At 70.4% G+C, this 17,473-nt stretch carries 11 protein-coding genes; 1 reads left to right on the forward strand and 10 read right to left on the reverse strand.

The features are described 5' to 3' along the window. The 3 genes from RBH18_RS20625 to RBH18_RS20635 all read right to left on the reverse strand — a co-directional run. The coding region (locus RBH18_RS20625) for an RICIN domain-containing protein (RefSeq protein ID WP_306210196.1) at window positions 1-1,039 on the reverse strand (1,039 nt) is incomplete at its 3' end. Window positions 1,040-1,140: 101 nt separating this feature from the next. Next, window positions 1,141-1,620 (reverse strand): SUKH-3 domain-containing protein, encoded by a 480-nt coding sequence (locus tag RBH18_RS20630; RefSeq protein WP_306210265.1) that lies wholly within the window; start codon window positions 1,618-1,620, stop codon window positions 1,141-1,143. Then, on the reverse strand, window positions 1,617-11,441 hold the full coding sequence (locus RBH18_RS20635; RefSeq protein ID WP_306210198.1) for a polymorphic toxin-type HINT domain-containing protein: 9,825 nt from the start codon (window positions 11,439-11,441) through the stop codon (window positions 1,617-1,619). Before RBH18_RS20635 ends, RBH18_RS20630 begins: the two co-directional genes overlap by 4 nt. 342 nt (window positions 11,442-11,783) lie before the next feature. Between RBH18_RS20635 and RBH18_RS20640 the strand changes: the two genes are divergently transcribed. Then, window positions 11,784-11,930, forward strand: a complete 147-nt coding sequence (locus RBH18_RS20640; protein ID WP_306210200.1) for a hypothetical protein — start codon at window positions 11,784-11,786, stop codon at window positions 11,928-11,930. A 3-nt stretch (window positions 11,931-11,933) separates the two neighbouring features. Here the strand turns inward: RBH18_RS20640 and RBH18_RS20645 are convergent, their stop codons facing one another. The 7 genes from RBH18_RS20645 to RBH18_RS20675 all read right to left on the reverse strand — a co-directional run bounded on the left by RBH18_RS20645 (window position 11,934) and on the right by RBH18_RS20675 (window position 17,405). Then, complete coding sequence (locus RBH18_RS20645; protein WP_306210202.1) at window positions 11,934-12,404, reverse strand: YfbM family protein; 471 nt, start codon at window positions 12,402-12,404, stop codon at window positions 11,934-11,936. Between the two features lie 65 nt (window positions 12,405-12,469). Continuing rightward, window positions 12,470-12,907, reverse strand: coding sequence for a DUF6346 domain-containing protein (locus RBH18_RS20650; RefSeq protein WP_306210204.1), 438 nt, complete (start codon window positions 12,905-12,907; stop codon window positions 12,470-12,472). Beyond that, a complete protein-coding gene (locus tag RBH18_RS20655; protein WP_306210206.1) occupies window positions 12,904-13,419 on the reverse strand; it encodes a hypothetical protein in 516 nt (171 codons plus the stop codon). The genes RBH18_RS20650 and RBH18_RS20655 overlap by 4 nt, the downstream gene beginning before the upstream one ends. 1 nt (window position 13,420) lies before the next feature. Further along, the gene (locus RBH18_RS20660; RefSeq protein WP_306210208.1) at window positions 13,421-14,398 is read right to left on the reverse strand and encodes a hypothetical protein; all 978 of its coding nucleotides are present in this window, start codon (window positions 14,396-14,398) and stop codon (window positions 13,421-13,423) included. Continuing rightward, entirely contained in the window at window positions 14,376-14,738 is a 363-nt protein-coding gene (locus RBH18_RS20665; protein WP_306210209.1) for a WXG100 family type VII secretion target, read from the reverse strand. The genes RBH18_RS20660 and RBH18_RS20665 overlap by 23 nt, the downstream gene beginning before the upstream one ends. Window positions 14,739-14,854: 116 nt before the next feature. Continuing rightward, window positions 14,855-16,474, reverse strand: a complete 1,620-nt coding sequence (gene pruA, locus RBH18_RS20670; RefSeq protein WP_306210210.1) for an L-glutamate gamma-semialdehyde dehydrogenase — start codon at window positions 16,472-16,474, stop codon at window positions 14,855-14,857. Between the two features lie 10 nt (window positions 16,475-16,484). Beyond that, on the reverse strand, window positions 16,485-17,405 hold the full coding sequence (locus RBH18_RS20675; RefSeq protein ID WP_306210212.1) for a proline dehydrogenase family protein: 921 nt from the start codon (window positions 17,403-17,405) through the stop codon (window positions 16,485-16,487). Between the last annotated feature and the right edge of the window lie 68 nt (window positions 17,406-17,473).

Here is a 17,473-nt window from a genome sequence, read left to right on the forward strand (position 1 = left end):
ACTTCGTGTCCCGCACGGTCACCAGCGCCGGCTCACCGACCAGCCCGGAGCCGCCGATCTGCCGCCACGCGCCGTACGGCAGGTAGGTCCCGTCCTGCGGCAGGTGCCACAGGCTGCCACCGACCAGCGCGAACGTGACCAGCTTGCCGTCGGGCAGCTTCCCGGTGACCGGCTGCGACGCACTCGACCCGCCGACGTCGGCCAGCGCCCCGAACATGTTCTGCCCCTTGGTCGCCTGCGTCGACAGGCTCAGGTCACCGTCGACCGCCCCGCGCACGCCGACCTGCACCCGCCCGTCGGCCTGCACCGCCACGGTGGGGTGCCCGGCGTACTGGTCCAGCGCCGGCAGCGCCTCCCACGTGATGCCCGAGGTGATGTCGGGGTTCTCCTGGTACGCGCGGTACACATGCCCGGCGTCGTTGGTGTACGCGTACACGATCGGCCCGATCGCCGCCCCGGCGGCCGCACCGCCCTGCACGCCCACGATCGGCCCCTTCACCTGCGGCTCCAGCGCCGTGAAGGTCGCCGCCGCCGGCGGGAAGTAGAACTGGTGGTTCAGCCCGGTGTCCGCCGTGGAGCAGGTGTACTGCACGATGGAGGTCTGATCCGCCGACCCGTTCCCCTTCACGCTCAGACACTTGCTGGTGCCCACGCTGCGGACGCGAAGAGTCGTCTTGCCCGCGACGGGCTCGATCTTCCACAGATTGTTCGTGGCCGTGTCATTGCACGTGTACTGAACGATCTGCACGTCGTTGGCGGTCTGGCTGTTCGGCACGTTCAAGCACTTGCCGGACAGGTTGTTGACGATCTGGTAGCCGCCGGCCTTGGGCACGACCCGCCACTTCTCGCTCGTAAAACTGTCGTTGCACGCCTGCTGAATAATCGCCGCACTGTCCAGCAGACTGCCACCCTTGACATTCACACACTTATCGGCGTTGGCAATCTTGATCAGTATTCCGGCAGCCGGCGTGATCGCCGCCTCCGCCGCGGTAGCCCCGACGCCCACCCCGGCAACCGCCACCACCAGGGCAGCGACCACCCGGCCGATTATCATTCTCTTCACCATTTCCCCGTTCTTTGAAAACGATGCACATCATTGGGAGCTCGATCACTCCACCAGCACCTTCGGTGGCGGAGCGCTCAAGGAGACTTCGTCGGGTCGGGGAACGGCGCCGCACCGGGATGGGTGACCCGGATGCACTTGATGTCGCGCAAGCCCATGGCCACCAGGTCCAACATGTCGTCGAGGGTCCGCCCGAGTTCCCAGTCCCACCCCGGCCCGATCGCCATGACCCATCCGCTTGCCGCCATGTAGCTGGGGTATTGGACGGACCACATGCCGAGCGGTGAGAGATTTTCCCCGTAGTCGTCCGAGAGCCGCTTCGCCCGGCCCACCAGTCCGTCCGAAGCATCGATCGGGTCGAAGAGAAATGAGGACGGGCGGTCGACGGAGTTTCGCCGTACCCGCAGGTTTCCGAATTCACGCCAAGCGGCCAGCGTCGGCTCGTTGATGGTGAAACCCTGACTTTCGAAGCGTCGCACCCAATCGGCAACATCGATCTGCCGATCGGCGGTCCACCCCGCCGCGATCAAGGCCTGCCGGACTTCTTCTCGCATCATGACCACGCCCCAGCGATTCTCCGGATCATCGGCTGGCAGTAATCCTCACACGGGTGTGCCCAGGTGTTGCTCGGCTCGGGCGAGTTCAGGGAACGCACGCGCAGCGTCTTGAAGGTGCCGCCCCACAGCGCGCCGGGCCCTTCCGCCTTGAAGGCTTCGTTGAGCGCGCAGACCTCCGCACATCCGGTGTGCCGGCCCCGCAGCACATCATCCAGCTCAGAGCCGGGGGCGATGTCGACTCCGCCGTCCGTGGTCCGGCCGAAGTACCGAGTGCCTGACGGCGAGGTGTACTCGGAGACGAACATCGGCGTCTCGTCCTCGTTGCGCCCCCGGTTGGCGGTCGCGTAATCGTCGAGCGAGTCGCCGTCACCGGCCTTGCCCGGTTCCGGCGAGCAGGCGTTGTGGACGAGCAGTGAGGTGCCGGCGGCCGAGACGTAGTACGTGTGGAGGCCGTCGACCGTGAGGTTGTGGACGGTGGCCTGGGCAGTGCGTTTGGCGGCCTGGGTGACCTTGACGTAGGTGCCCGCGCCGGTCTGGAGCATCGAGCCGGCCTGCAGCTCGCCCGCCTTGACCCACTTACCCAGGTCGGGCGCCCAGAAGGGGTGGCCCGACGTGGCGGTGATCGTGCCCTGGTCGCCGTCGGCCGCGATGGTCAGGTCGACCAGCTGCTTGGTGCCGCTGCCGATGATGAGCGCGGTGACGACGCGGGCTTCCGTGCGACCGGTGGTCGGGTCGGTGGCCAGGACCTTGTCGCCCAGTTTGACCTGTTCGATGGGCTTGGTGGTGCCGTCGGCCATGAGGACCGCCGTGCCCGGGGCGAAGCTGTTCGGCCACGGGCAGCTGGTCGGTTCCGGGGCCGCGTCGTCGATGGTCTGGCGTGCGCTCGCGCCCGCCGATTCCACGGCTTCGCGGCCGGCCGAGCCGGCCGAGCGGTTGGCGAGGGCCTTGCCGACCACGCCGCCGACCTGGCGGGAGCCGAAGGACTTCAGCGCGCTGGTCGCCGCCGAGCCGCTCACCGACAGGGCCTCGCGGACGCCGCCGCTGAGCAGGCCCCGGGCCGCGCCGGAGATGGCCGAGCCGCCGACCGAGGACAGCGGGCCCAGGACGGCGCCGATGGTGCCGCCGAGGAGGGCGTCGGCGGCCATCTCCTTCCAGCCCTTGCCGCCCTCGACGAGGTCGGTGACCAGGGAGCCGACCGCGCCGCCGGCCGCGGCGCAGGCGACCGCGCCGACGCCGGTGACGCCGATGAGGGCGCCGCAGCCGATGCCGACGACCGCGCCGGCGATGCCGCCGATGATCTCGGCCTTGTGGTCGACGACCCAGTCGCCGGCCTTCTGGACGCCGGAGACGACCGCGTTCCCCGCTTTGACCGCGCCGGCGTAGAGGTCGGCGGCGGCGGAGCTGAAGTCCTGGACCACGTTGCTGAAGCTCTGCGTCACCGCGGGCAGGGCCGCGGCCACGCTGATGGTGATGGCCTTCAGGCCGGCCTTGAGCTGGCTCTTGACCGCGTTGCCCAGGCTCTTGAGCGAGACGTGCTGGACGGCCGAGCTGATCGCCGCCTTCGCCTTGTCCTTGACGCGGACCGCGGCCTGATGGATGGCCGCCGCCTTCTGCGCCGCCCAGTTCTGGGCCCGGGCGAGGGTCGGCTTGACGTATCTGTCGTAGCTGGCCCGCAATGCCGTGCCGGCCCGCTGGATGGCGTGGTAGGTGCTCTTGGCGACGTTGACGACCGTGCGGACCACGAAGGACGCCGCCGCACGCGCCTGGTTGACGAGCCAGCTCCCCGCGGAGACAGCCGCGTGGTAGACCGTCGTGGCCGCGTGGACGATCGGGGTGACGACCGCGCTGACGGCCCGCTTGCACCAGCCGCAGGAGGGCCAGTTGCCGGTCGGGTCGTTGTTGGACAGCGGGTCGCCCGCGCCGTAGGTGTACTTGTTCGCCAGGATCGAGTCACCCGAGGTGTAGGTGACCGTGTCGCGGCTGGTGAACGTGCCGGTGCCGGGGTCGTAGAAGCGGGCGCCCATGTCGACCTGGCCGGTGTCCGGGTCGGTCCAGTCCCCCTGGAAGCCGGCCGCCGACTGGGTGCCGGCGGAGGCGACGCGATTGCCGTACGGGTCGTAGGCCGTCGACGAGTCGAGCGACGTCAGCGCCGAGGAGGCCCCGAAGCCGGCGACCACGTCGTCGTGCTGGTCGGAGACGACCATCTTGGCGCCGTCGGTCTGCGTGGAGACGGCGAGCAGCGAGCCGTCCGGGCCACGGGCGAACTTCTCCTTGCCGTCCGACACGGTGTCCTGCTCGACCCCGGCATAGGCGAGGACTTGGCCGTTGCGGTTGAGCACCCGGTCGAGGCCGTCGTAGACGTACGTCGCCCCCTCCGCGCCGACCATCCGGTCGAACGCGTCGAACGAGTACGCGTCGGTCAGCCCCGAGCTCGTCCGGCCGGCCAGGGTGCCGCGCGCCGTGTACGAGTACGTGTAGTCCCCGTCACCGAGCAGCCGGTTCCGCTCGTCGTACGTCGCCGTCTTCGCCCCGGCCCTGATCCGGTTGCCCGAGTCGTCCCAGGCGTACTCGACCTTGCCCGAGCCCGACGTCCAGGAGGTCAGCCGCCCGGCGTCGTCGTACGTGTAGCTGTTGGTCCCCGCCCCCGCCGTGCCGGTGGTGTTCTTGCCGGTCAGGTGGTCGTCGAGGTCGTAGGTGTAGCCGATGGACGACACCGTGGCGCCCGACGTGTTCTTGAGCGTGTCGGTGCCGAGCCGGCCGAGGTCGTCGTAGCCGTAGCTGCGGACCCGGCCGGCGCCGTAGTCCACCCGGGCGATCATGCCGCCGGCGTCGTACCGCAGGGTCTGGGTGACCGCGGACGCGCCGTCCTTCATGGTGTCGACCCGGCCGTCCTTGTAGCCGAAGGTCGCGGTGCCCGCGGCGTCGGTGCGGGTGAGCAGGTTGCCGTCGTCGTTGTAGGTGAACGAGGACGTCCCGGACACGCCCGAGGCGCCGAGCAGGTTGCCCCGGTCGTCGTAGCTGAAGGTGTTCGCGTTGGACCCGTCGGAGGTGACGACGGTGGTGCGGCCCTCGTTGTCGTACGTGAGGCCGCGGCGGGCCGCCTTGACGCCCGTGCCGGTGCCGCTCTCCGTGGTCAGCCGCCCGGCCGCGTCGTACGTCCGGCTGCGCACCACCCCGCCCGGCGCGGTCAGCTGCGTGGCCTGGCCCGCGAGGTCGTACGCCACCGTCCACGTGCGGTCCGCCGCGGCCGGATGCGCCTTGGTGGACGGCTCGATCACCGACTCGGGCAGGCCCAGCGCGTTCATCGTGTAGTACGTCGAGTAGCCGCGCCCGTCGGTGTACCGCGTCCGGTTGCCCGCGGCGTCGTAGCCGAACGTGGTGGTGATCGAGGTGCTCGCGCCGGTGGGCTCGACCTGCTTCACGAGCTGGTCGAGCGCGTTGTACTCGAAGGTGACCTTCTTCTTCAGCGCGCTCGTCCGGCTGGTGACGTTGCCGTTGAGGTCGTACTCGTAGGTCTCGCGGCGCAGCTCCGCGCCGGCCGGGCTGAGGTCCAGCTCCGCGCTGACCTGCCCGAAGGCGTCGTAGATGCGGCGCGTCGTGCGCCCGGCGCCGTCGGTCTGGCGCACGTTGTTGCCGAAGCCGTCGTAGCCCAGCCTGGTGGTCGTCCTGGCGGGGTCGGTGGTGGAGAGCAGGTCGCCGACCTTGTCGTACGTCATGGTGGTGGTCAGGCCCGACGGCGAGGTCACCGCGACGACGTTGCTCGCGTCGTCGTACGTCATGGTGCGGGTGAAGGTGTCCGCGACCGGCTTGCGCTCGAACTGCGTGCTCGTGACCTGCCGGTCGAGGTCGTCGTAGGTGGCCTCGGTGCGGATCCCGGTGGGGCTCGTGCTGGAGAGCACCTTGCCGGTCCGGGTGTAGGTGTAGTGCCACACGAGCCGCTCGTCGTCCGAGGAGCCCGGCAGATCCTTGGTCACCAGGCGGTTGAGCCGGTCGAAGGTGAAGTGCGTGACGTGCCCGAGCGTGTCGGTGCTCGCCACGACGTTGTTCAGCGCGTCGTACGTGACCTTGGTGGTCGGCGCTCCCGTGGTGTTCGCGCCCCCGGCCGGCGTGTAGAGCGGGCCGGTCGACTCGACCACGCGGCCCATCCGGTCGAACGTGGTGCGCGAGACGTTGCCGAGCGCGTCCTTGCTCGCGACGACCTCGCCGAAGGCGTTGTACCCGGTGAGCACGACGGGGCTGGCCGTCTGGGCCGGGTTGCCCCCGGTCTCCACGGCGACGGCGGGCGCGGTCGTCGAGGTCCGGTCGCCGTTCTCGTCGTACTTGTAGGTGACGACGTTGCCGTTGGGGTCCTTGCTGGTGAGGGCGAGACCCCTGCGGTCGTACGTGTACGAGGTGACCTGCGTCCTCGTCCCGTCGGTGACCTTCTCCTGCTCGAGCTGCCCCTTGGCGTTGTAGACGTTGGTCAGCACGTTGCTGACCGTGCTCTCCGACCAGTCCAGGTTGACCGGGTTGCCCGTCGTGGTGGTCGTGGTGACGTTGCCGAGCGCGTTGTAGGCGTACGTCGTCTTACGGGCGACGCCGTTCGGGTCCTGCGTGGTGACCGTGGGGCGGCCCGCGCTGTCGAACTCGTTGGTGGTGACCTCGACGCCGTTCGACAGCGCCTGGCGGGTCAGGTTGCCCGCGGCGTCGTACTGGTTGTCCTCCAGGACCAGGTCGCGGGTCTTGCCGTCCGGGTCGTGGAAGTTCTTGAGGACCTTCTTCTGCAGCAGGTCGTCGCCGTAGTACGTGTACTCGACGCGGCGGCCCATCGCGTCCAGCTGCACGGCCATGCGGCCCGCGAAGTCGTACGCGTAGGAGTTGAGCACCACGTAGTCGTCGCCGGAGTCCGCGCCGCCGTCACGCCAGTCGTAGAGCCGCACCTCGGCGAGGGCGTTGCGCGCCGTGTAGGCGTACTCGTAGTGGTTGCCGTTGCCGTCGACCACGGAGGTGCGGTTGCCGAACTTGTCCCAGCCCTCGGTCTGCTCGTCGCCCTCGGGGCTCACGGTGCGCGTCGGGTGGTTGAAGTCGTCGTACTCGATCGTGGTGACGCGTTCCGGCTCGCCGGCGTCCAGCGCGTCGCGGACCACGGTCTTGACGACGTTGCCGTCCAGGTCATAGGTCTTGCTGGTCACGGCCTGGTGCTTGGTGCCGTCGACCGCGTTGGTCGTGACCGGGCCGGTCGTGGTGAGCAGCTGTCCCAGGTCGTCGTAGGCGTAGGTGGTGACGACGCCGTCCGGGAAGGTGTCCGAGATCTCCTTGTCCTGGACCTTGCGGCCGAGCGCGTCGAAGGTGCTCTGGGTGATCAGCCCGGTCGGCGTGGTGACCTGCGCGAGGTCGCCGTCCGCGGTGTAGCTGAACGCGGTGGCCTTGGTCGCGGCGTCGGTGCTCGTCTTGACCAGGCCCGGCGGCTGGCTCAGCGCGGAGTTGCCGAACGCGGCCTCGTTGCCCGAGGTGTAGGTGGTGGTGATCTTGCCGGTCGCATCGGTCTCGCTCGCGACGTCGCCGAGGCTGGTGTACTCGGTCGTGGCGGCGTACTTGCCGTCGGTCGCACCGGTCGAGCGGGGGTCGCGGACGGTGACCGGCAGGTCGTTCTTCGGGTCGAAGGGGTTGCTCGAGTTCGGCGCGGTGTAATCGGTGTACGTCGTCTGGCAGCTGCCCGCCGCCCGGCACGACGTCCGCGAGGTGACGTTGCCGCGGTCGTCGAAGGTCATCGTGACGACGTCGCCGGTCTCGCTGACGATCTTGTTCTGCCGGCCCTTGTCGTCGTAGCCGAAGGAGCGCAGCACCGAGCCCGTGAGCTCGTTCTCGTCGAAGATCGGGCCGCCCGCGTCGCCCGGGATGGTGGTGCAGAACTGCGGGTCGCCGGGGTCCGGTGAGCTGCAGATCTCGGTGGGTGACGGCGACGGGGCCGCGCTGGGCAGCGGCTGGTCCTCCGGGCGGGTCGCGATGCCCAGCGGCGAGGCCGAGCGCAGCAGCCGACCGGCGAGCGCGTCGTACTCGTACAGGTAGCGCCGGTCGGCGGGGTCGAGCACCTCGACCGAGCGGCGCAGGTCGGTGTCGCCGCCGTAGACCGTCGGGATGCCGATCTTCCACGTGCCGCCGTTGCCGTCGGTGTACTCCTTGATCCGATCGGTGTCGGTGTCGTACACGGCCTCCGCGGCGGTCTTGCCGCTGGGCATGGTGACGCTCGCCAGCTGGTCGGCGGCCGTCTTGCCGAGGCCGTAGTGCGCGGCGACGGTCTGGTCGCTGAGCGCGTGGCCGTAGACGGCGACCTCGTCGATGCCCCCGTTGAAGTAGCGCTTGCCGGAGCTGCCGTAGCTGGTCCAGGTCCCGGTGCCCGTGGTGGCCTGGGCGCCGCCGACCTGGTTGTAGGTGAGCAGGCTGTGGTCCAGGGCACCGAGCGTCGTGCTGGAGACCTTGACCTTGTCCACGTACAGCGTCTGGACGTCGCCGGAGACGGAGAGAGCGGCATGGTGCCAGGCCCCGTCGCGGATGTCCGGGCCGGTCGTCAGGGGCGCGGCGGTGGTGCTGGTGGTCTTGAACCGGCCGTAGACCTTGCCGTCGGTGCCGACGTAGAGCAGCGGGACGCCGGAGGTCGCGGTGGCGTCCATCGCGGTGTCCTGGTAGCCGATCAGCGGGCCGCCGGTCTCGGTCCGGCCGACCTTGAACCACAGCTCGACCGCGATGTCCCGGCTGCGCTTGACCACGCCCCGGGGCAGCTCGATCACCGAGGTGCTGCCGTTGAACTGCGCGCCGGTGTTCTCCGTGCCCGCGAGCGCGCCGGCGGCGCCGAGGGTCGCGTTCTTGACGGTGGCGGCGTCCTTGCCCAGGTTGGTGACGATCTCGCTGCCGGCCGACGCGCTGCCGGCCTTCTCCCCCAGGCGCCAGTACGAGTCGGGGTCGCTGTCCAGCACGCTGCTGCGGTAGTGCGAGCCCGCGCTGTACGCGTAGCGGGTGCAGACCTGTGCCCCCGGTGCGCACACCTTGGTCAGGGTGTCGCCGGTGTACTCGTACGTCCAGGTGAGCGTGCGCCCGTCCACCTTGTCGGTGCTGACGCTGGTGACGTGGGTGTTGGTGCTGTTCCAGCCGAAGGTCAGCGCACGGCCGGTGGTGGCGTTCGGGCCGTTCTTCGCCTGCATCTTCGCCAGCTGCCCGGCGGTGGTGTAGGTGAACTGCAGCAGCCGGCCGTGCTTGTCGGCGATCGAGGCGATCTTGCCGTCGCCGCCCGAGCGGAACGAGTAGGTGGTGCCCTTGACGTCCTTGAGCACGTACAGGTTCGTGGTGGTGTTGAGGGAGAGCTGCGCGGTGCGGCCGAGCGGTGCGGCGAACGTACCGTCGGCGTTCTTGCCGAAGCGCACCTGCTGGCCGTCCGGATAGGTGATCAGCACGTTGCCCGAGCCGTCGGCGTCCGCGGCCATGCGCATGTCGCCCTGGGTCATCCAGCCCTCGCCGAAGAGCAGGTCGCGGCGCGGGTCGAGGCTGTTGTAGGTGCGCGCGACGCTCAGCGCCGGGCCCGCGGTGGCGACGGTCGCGTCGACGGCGGCGGTGCTGTAGTTGCCGATGTCCGGGTCGAACTCGCGGTCCGAGGTGCCGTAGGGGGCGTTGGCGACCCGCGAGGTGATCTCGGGCTGCGGGATCGTGGTGATCAGCGTCGAGCGGTCGGTCGCGACCTCGCTGGCGTTGTCCTTGACGAAAGCCCGCCAGACGTACGGCTTGCTCCAGCTGAGCTTGCCGGCCGGGATCGTGTACGACTGCTTCGCCTGGTACGCGGTCGTGGTGCAGCCCGTCGGGTCGCCGGCCGCCGTCGTGGCGCAGTACTCGAACTTGTACTGCAGGGTCTGCTTCGGCGGGGCGTCCAGGTCGATCGCCTGCGCCCACAGCTGCGGGGTGAGCGTCGGCGACTGGTAGCCGTTCGGCGGGTAGACGTCCTGGACCGTCGGGTCGATGTTGCGCACGGCCAGCCCGATGCGGGCCGGCGGCACGTTCTCGTCCGTGAAGACCTTGCCGCCGCTGGTCGCCATGCTGAAGTCGATCAGGTAGTCGCCGATCGGCAGCGCCTTGATCGTGGCCTCGATCGACGTGGTCGCGCCGCGGGCGAGCGTGCTGGTGAGCGAGCCGGCGACGTACTGGCCGATCCGCGCGTTGGTCTTCGCGTTGTAGAGCCGGTAGACCAGCCGGTAGCCGCTCGTGGACCAGTCCATCGCGCTCTTGTTGGTGACCGTCACCTTGACCTTGCCGGCCTGGTTCTGCAGCACGGCGGGCTTCGGCGTGGGGTCCGGGATCGAGTACTTCGCGTTGTACGGGGTGTGGGTCACGTACAGGGTCGGCGGGTTGGCCGAGGCCGGGCCGGCGATGGTCTTCCACGCGCCGGTGTCGGAGACCGGCGCCCGCAGCGAGAGTCCGTTGTCCGCCTTGCCGTCGACCCAGCCCTGCACCAGATCGCGGCCCTTGGTGCCGAGGTCGAAGACGGTGCCGGTGACCGGGCACGACGACGCCGACTGCCCGACCGCGACGTAGCCCTGCGCGAACGACTTCGAGGCGATCGCGGCGCCCACCGCGGGACCGGGGTACGTCGTGCTGGTGCTGGAGGACCAGGAGCCGGTCACCGGGTGGACGGTCACCGGGCGCGGCTTGCAGGAGGGCGCGTCGTAGCCGACGAGGCTGAGCTGCGCGTTGAAGATCGTCTCGTGCGCCAGGCTGGACACCAGGCCCGGGAACCGGACGTACGAGGCCGAGCTCACGCTGCCCTTCTTGCCGACCTCGAGCGTGTCACCGCCGCCGCGCGAGCCGGTGCTCGACACGACCAGGCTCTCGGTGGCCGCGCCGTTGGCCAGCACCGGCGGGTCCACGCGGACCGGGAAGGCGCGCTCCGGGGCGGTGAGCCAGCCCCGATCGACGGTCACCCGCAGCGTGTCGTCCTTGCCCAGGGTGTACGACACCGCGTGCGAGATCCGCGACTTGGCGTCCACCATGTACCCGGCGGGGATCGTGCCGACCGTGGCGCCCTCGCCGTTGCGCAACAGCACGGTGCCCTTGTCGAGCGTGGCCGTCAGCCCGGTCAGGCGCAGCGGGAAGACGTACGTGTCCGGGGCGCGTGCCGAGCCTAGGACCAGCGTCTCCTTGACCCCGCCGGCCTGCGCCTGCAGCTCCACGTCCACGCCCGGCCACACCTGCCGGTAGCTCGCGGTGTCCCCGCTGACCGTCGCCTCCGCCGGGGCCGCCCCCTCGGCGCCGTAGGCGAGGACTCCCCCGCCGGGCAGCGTCACGCGCACCAGCTCGGCGGCGTCCGCGCTCTTCGCCAGGTGCAGCGGCACCGCGTCGGTCGCCCGCTGCCAGCCGCCGGCCGGGTCGGCCCGCAGCGTGGAGTCGACGGGCGCCCAGGTGCCGTCGGCCTTGCGGTAGTTGAGCGGGGTGGCGGAGAACTGGGTGGTCTGCGTGCCGTCGGCGTTGGCGTACGTGCGCTCGTGCGCGCCGCGCTCGGCCGGCAGCTCCTTGCTGGCCCCGGGCTGGAAGCCGGTACGCGCCTTCGCCGGCGCCGGCTTGACCTCGGCCACGTTCGCCGGGGCCTGCGGCGTCTTGCGCAGCGGGTACTTCGCGCGCAGCGACTGCGGGTTCCAGGTGTTCTTCCTCGTGCCCCCGGCGACCGGGTCCAGGCCGGACGCGTCGCCCCAGCGCTGCTCCGGCGCGGGCTTCGCCTCGTGCGCCTTGGCGGCCAGGGGCCGCGGGTTGAGCTGCACGGCCGTGGTGCCGCCCTGCGCGGTGCCCGCGGTCAGCAGAACCACGGTCCCCGCCGCGAGTCCGAGATGGAAGCTTCTGGTCAGCGCCGTTGTCCGGGCACGCCGAAGACCGCCGTGTGGCATGTGAGAAATCCCCCGTTGAGATGCGCGCCGGCATAGACAGGCATCGGTGCCGCGGCGCCGGGCAAAGATGTCACCTCACCCGCACCCTGCGCAACCCCGGGATCGAGACATCCGCATGTGTTACTTGTAACAGTCAGGCACGCCTCGAGGTTTCGCCTCTGTGACGCCCGCTGTTCATCTGCGTCGATGATTATGATGCCGCCGTGCGCCACTCCCTGACCCTCGACCGGCGCCGACTTCACCCTGACCACGAACGACGCGGGCGTGGTCACCGCGATCGGCCTCACCCTGAAGCCCAGCTCCGGCGACCCGGTGACGATGAAGACCACCTTCTCCGCGCACGGCAAGCCGGTGACCGTGAAGGCCCCCGCCGACACCGTCGAGGCCGACTCAGCCCTGATCTACGACTGAGGCTCACGAGATGACGAGCAGGACCGCCTCGCCCTGCGCCGCGGCCGCCCGGTAGAACTCGCGCAACTCCTCGAAATGCGGCAGCAGGTAGCCGTCGAAATCCTCGTCGTCCCAGACGGCCGGATAGATCCCGGCGCCGGTCAGCTCCTCCGCGTCGAACCGGTCACGCAGCCAGGCCACATCGACCGCCGCGAGCCCGGCCGCCACCTCCCGCACCACGGCGGGCCCGAGCAGCCGCGGCGGCCCGTCGACACCCTCCGCGACGAGCACCTCCCCGCCGAGCACCGCCGCCCCGGCCCCCGGCCCGGCCTCCCACTCGGAACCCGTCAGCAGATAGTGGATGCCGTGCCACGCCTTGTCCACATCCAGCCCGGCCCCCGCCGCATCACCGTGGAGCAGCGCCTGCGCCCGCCGAGCATCGGCCAGCACGGCCTCGTAGTCCGCCCGCCCCACCCGGCACCCGACCAGACTCATGCCCACGACGCCCCGCCCTTCCTCGTACCAGCAACGCCCGAGACGCTACCGAGGGGGTACGACACTCAGGTGAAATTGACGTGCCGCCGCACGAACACCACCCCGGCCACCAAGCCCCCCACCAGCGCCCCGGCAGCCAGCACCCCCAGCACCCAGGAACCGACAACCGCCCCCACCCTGAACGGCCGATCGGGCCGCGCAAAGGTCCCGTTCTCCAGCTCCCCGATGGTGAACCGCTCGCCGCTCTCCGCAAAGCCGTACCGGTCGGGGTCCACGGTCTCCGTCGTGCCGTCGTCCCACGTCACCCGGACGGTGCACTTGCTGGTGTACCCGAACCCGCCGAGCGTGAGCGGCCCCTGCTCGACGCACACGTAAGAGGTGCCGGTGCCGGTCCGCTTTGCGTCGGCGAAGTCGGGCTGGCTGGTCCGTGCCACGGTCGGCACGAGGAAGGCCAGGACGCCGCCGAGGATCAGCAGGACAAGGGACAGAACGAGCTTCTTCACGCCGGCTCCCCGTACGCCTGGGCCTTGAGCTGGAGGTTCTTCATGAACTGGTCCTCGATCATGCGTGCCGCGGCGATCTCGACGGCGCGGGTGAAGGTGTCCTCGTCGAGCACGCGCAGGCTGCCCGGCCGCACGGTCACCTTCCAGTCGCTCATGCCTCGTACCTCGATCGTGACATGGCCGTCGGGTGAGGCTCCCGTGGCGACCAGGCGACCCCGCTCTACGACGAAGCGGGCGTCCTCCCGGCTGAGATGCGGATCGGGGTCGATGAGCAGCACCCCGCTGCCGGGTTGCTCCGCGAGCCGGCGATAAGCCCGGATCCGCTCGGCCCACAGGAGCTTGCCGAGCTGCTCAAGGCGGCGGCCGAGCTCACTCTCGGTCGCCTCGGTGTAGTAGCCGGTGGAAAGGTAGAGGGTGATCTCGGAGTCGCCGCGCAACTCGGCGTGCACACCACCCGCCGGAGCGGAGGCGTGCAGGTGCACGGCATCGAGGCGGCTGGTCAGGTCGCTCACGTCAGCTCGCCGTCCCGAGGTTCTGGTCGTCGGCATAGTTGGCGTCGGTGGTCCCGGCCAGCAGGGGCCGCTTGGGCACGAACTTCTCGCGGTTGGCGCCGTCGAGCGTGCCCGCCAGCAGGGTGAGGAACGCCCCGATCCGGCTCTCCTCCTGCACGAGCTGGTCGATCGTGTCCTGCAGGGCGCGAGCCAGCTGCATCACCAGTTCCTCCGCCGTGCCGCCGTTGTACGCCTTCGACGGCGGGGGCGGGTCGTCCTTGAGCAGGGAGACCGCGAACGACGATCCGGCGTCGGCGGTCGCCAGTGCCAGCGGAATGGCCACTCCGGCCGAGAGCGGGACAGCGGCGATGGTCGCGATCGAGGCGACGGCGGTCAGCGTGATGGTCCAGCCGTTCTTGCCGCACCACTTGTCGAGCTGATCGAGGGCGCCGAGGCAGCCGTTGATGTTGGTCATCACGTCCTCGCGGACCGCGTCCCAGAGCTTGGCCTCGGCGACCATCATGGCGTGTGCGGCCGACACGGCGTTGAACTGGCCGCCCAGCTGAATCGGCAGCGGGTCTAGATAGTTGGTCCGGAACTCCCGGGCGGCCCGTCCGCTCCACTCGCTGAGATAGGTGCTGGTCGTCACGGCTCCGGCATACTCGGTGCGCGGCTCGCCGGGCAGGGCGTACTCGGCGCGCGGGGTGTTCTGCGTGGTGGCCAGGTACTGCGCGCTGCCGCTGAGCAGGTCCTGGATCGTCGTGAACTCGCTCGCTGCGGGCATGTCCTGGAAGGGCCCGATCAGCGACGGCACCGTGGAGAAGTACTGCTGGATCTCGCCCATCTGGATGTTCTGGTCGTAATCGCGCTCGGAGTGGTCCCACGGCGGGATGGCCCGCTGCAGGCAGGCCTTCTCGATCGCCTTCTTCTGCACGGCCTCGATCGCGGCGCCGATCTGCGCGAAGCTGTACGCCACCTCAGTACGCCCCGTCCGCGCCATCGGCACGCAGCTTGCTGAACCGCTCGCCGGCCTCGGCGTCGGTCGCCGCATAGCCCTGGGCGGCCGTTTCGAGGGCGTGGCCGGCGGCGTCCATGTTGTCGGCGCTGTCCTGCAGCACCCGTCCCATCGCGTCGCGGAAGGCGTTGAAGCCCTCGAATGCCGGACCCCGCCACGTGCCCCCGATGCTCGGCGAGCGGTGGAACACCTCGTCCGTGCCCGTCGTGCGGAACAACTCGGTCCGGGCGTGGCGGAACTGGTCGGCCACGGCCGGTAGGTGTCTGGTTCCGGCGACCCAGAGGTTGTAGATGTCGACGCCGAGATCTTCTCCTGTGTGCGGCACAGCCGCTCCTCCCCCGTGAGGCACTGCCATGATCAATGCATGCTGCGGCGACGATACACGGGGGATCGGGGTGCGGCGGAAGCCCTCCCGTTGTGCGGGAGGGCTTCCGGCGCAGGTCAGCCCATGTGCGGGTAGCGGTGGTCCGTCGCGGGGACGAAGGTCTCCTTGACGGCCCGCGGGCTGGTCCAGCGGCGCAGGTTGCTGGCCGCTCCGGCCTTGTCGTTGGTGCCGGAGGCACGGCCGCCGCCGAAGGGCTGCTGGCCGACCACGGCACCGGTGGGCTTGTCGTTGATGTAGAAGTTGCCGGCCGCGTGGCGCAGGAAGTGCTGGGCCTGGGCGATGGCGGTGCGGTCCTGCGCGATGATCGCGCCGGTCAGGGCGTACGGAGCCGCGGACTCCATCTGGTGCAGCCCGGTCTCGTACTTCGCGTCGTCGTAGACGTGGACGGCCAGGACCGGGCCGAAGAACTCGGTGGTGAAGACGTCGTGCGCGGGGTCCGTGCCCTCGATGATCGTGGGGCGCACGAAGTAGCCCTCGCTGTCGTCCGCCGTGCCGCCCGCGATGACCGCCAGCGAGTCCTCGTGGTGGGCGCGGTCGAGCACCTTGGCCAGCCGGTCGTAGGAGCGGCGGTCGATGACGGCGCTCAGGAAGTTGCCGAAGTCGGCGGGGTCGCCCATGGGCAGGCCCTCGGTGAGGGCGACCAGGTCGTCCTTGATGACGTTCCAGACGCTGCGCGGCACGTACGCCCGGGAGGCCGCCGAGCACTTCTGCCCCTGGTACTCGAAGGCGCCACGGATCATGGCCGTCCGCAGCACGGCGGGGTCGGCCGACGGGTGGGCGACGATGAAGTCCTTGCCGCCGGTCTCGCCGACCAGCCGCGGGTAGCTGCGGTAGCTCGCGATGTTCGAGCCGACCGTCTGCCACAGGTGCTGGAACACCTTCGTCGAGCCGGTGAAGTGGATGCCGGCCAGGTCGGGGTCGGCCAGCACGACGTCGGACACGGCGAGGCCGTCGCCGGGCAGCATGTTGATGACGCCGGCGGGCAGCCCGGCGGCCTCGAGCAGGCGCATGGTGAAGTGCGCGGAGAGCTGCTGGGTCGGGGCCGGCTTCCAGATGACCGTGTTGCCCATGAGCGCCGGGGCGGTGGGCAGGTTGGCGCCGATCGAGGTGAAGTTGAACGGCGTGACCGCGTAGACGAAGCCCTCGAGCGGGCGGTGGTCCAGCCTGTTCCACATGCCGGGGCCGGAGACGGGCTGCTCGGCGTGGATCTCGGTGGCGAACTGGACGTTGTAGCGCCAGAAGTCGATCAGCTCGCACGCGGCGTCGATCTCGGCCTGGTAGGAGGTCTTGCTCTGGCCGAGCATGGTGGCGGCGTTGAGGGTCTGCCGCCACGGGCCGGCGAGCAGGTCGGCGGCCTTGAGGAAGACGGCGGCACGGTCCTCGAAGGACAGGGCGGCCCAGTCGGCGGCCGCGCTCTTGGCGGCGTGGACCGCGGCGGCGGCGTCCGCCCGGGTCGAGTGCGCGGAGGTGCCGAGCACCTGGGCGTGCCGGTGCGGCACGACGACGTCGAACGCGTCGCCGCTCGGCATGCGCCGGGCTCCGCCGATGGTGGCGGTCAGCTCGTGGCGCTCGCCGGCGATCTCGGCGAGGCGCTTCTCCAGCTCCGCCCGCTCCGGGGAACCGGGCGCGTAGTTGAGGACGGGCTCGTTGCGAGCCGGGGGCACCTGGATGGTCACAGCGGGCCTCTCAAGACGTGGTGGCAAGGGAGCGAAGGAAGAAGGCGAGGTTCGCGGGGCGCTCGGCGAGGCGCCGCGAGAAGTAGCCGTACCAGTCGGTGCCGTAGGGCACGTAGACGCGCACGGTGTGGCCGGCGTCGGCCAGCCGCCGCTGCTCGGCGGCGCGGATGCCGTAGAGCATCTGGAACTCGGCGTCCGACCCGAGCGGCGTGAGCAGCCGCTCGGCGATGTCGATGATCCGCGGGTCGTGCGTGGCCACCATCGGGTAGGCCTCGGACTCGCCGAGGATGCGCAGGATCCGCACGTACGCCCGGTCGACGTCGGTCTTCGCCTGGTGCGCGACCGTCGACGGCTCGGCGTAGGCGCCCTTCACGACGCGCACCCGGGAACCCGCGACGGCGAGGTCGCGGGCGTCGCCCTCGGTGCGGTGCAGCATGGCCTGCAGCACGCAGCCCGTCCGCGGGAAGTCCTTGCGCAGGGTGCGCAGCGTCTCGAGGGTCAGGTCGACGGTGGTGTGGTCCTCCATGTCGAGCGTGACGTCGACGCCGTGGGCGTAGGCGTGCCCGGCGAGCTGCAGCGCGTAGGCGGTGGCCCGCTCGGGGCCGTCCGCGCCCAGCGACTGGCCCAGGGCCGACAGCTTGACGGAGATCTCGTTGCCCGCGGCCAGGCCGTCCTCCGCGAGCCGGGTGACGATCTCCCGGTACGCCGCCACGGTGCGCTCGGCCGTCGCGAAGTCGGTGATGTCCTCGCCGAGGTGGTCCAGCGTCACCTGGAGCCCGGCGCCGCGCAGCTCGCGGACGGCGGCCAGCGCGTCACTCGTCCGCTCGCCGGCGACGAACCGCGACACCACCGGGCGCGCGAGCGGGGTGCGCGTCACCGTGGACCGCACCGCCGGGTTGCCGGCCACCGCCAGCACCAGCCGTCCGAACATGGAGGCCTCCTTCATTCCCCTCGAACGCTAGAAAGATCACGCGCCGGGCACCAGATACAAATGTCATC

This window comes from Actinoplanes oryzae, assembly GCF_030757795.1.
Classification (GTDB): Bacteria; Actinomycetota; Actinomycetes; order Mycobacteriales; family Micromonosporaceae; genus Actinoplanes.